Source organism: Pseudomonas sp. HY13-MNA-CIBAN-0226 (assembly GCF_040310305.1).
Classification (GTDB): Bacteria; Pseudomonadota; Gammaproteobacteria; order Pseudomonadales; family Pseudomonadaceae; genus Aquipseudomonas; species Aquipseudomonas gregormendelii.
Genome location: NZ_JBEOPS010000517.1, coordinates 1 through 245, shown reverse-complemented (window position 1 = coordinate 245; position 245 = coordinate 1). Strand labels below are relative to the sequence as shown.

General features: G+C 41.6%; 1 protein-coding gene. It reads left to right on the top strand.

What is annotated here, in order from left to right:
* The coding region (locus AAEZ05_RS29730; protein WP_350650229.1) for a PDDEXK family nuclease at positions 1 to 245 on the top strand (245 nt) is incomplete at both ends.

Sequence of the window (245 nt, the reverse complement as noted above, 5' to 3'; positions counted from 1 at the left end):
ACATCGATAGGCCAGAAGCTTCATATGCGGCTGTACCATCACTGCATAATAACGACTCTCTTGAACAAGCCGGTGAGCTAAATCTCAAGTCAGAAGATGATATCCGTTTTACTTTTGTCAAAGGCGCTAATGCCGGTACATTTTTGCATGAGATATTTGAAAAAATTGATTTCAACAATAAAGCGCAGTGGTCTCAAGTTATCGATAGAGCCATCAGTAGTTATCAGCTGCCGCTGGTGTATAGC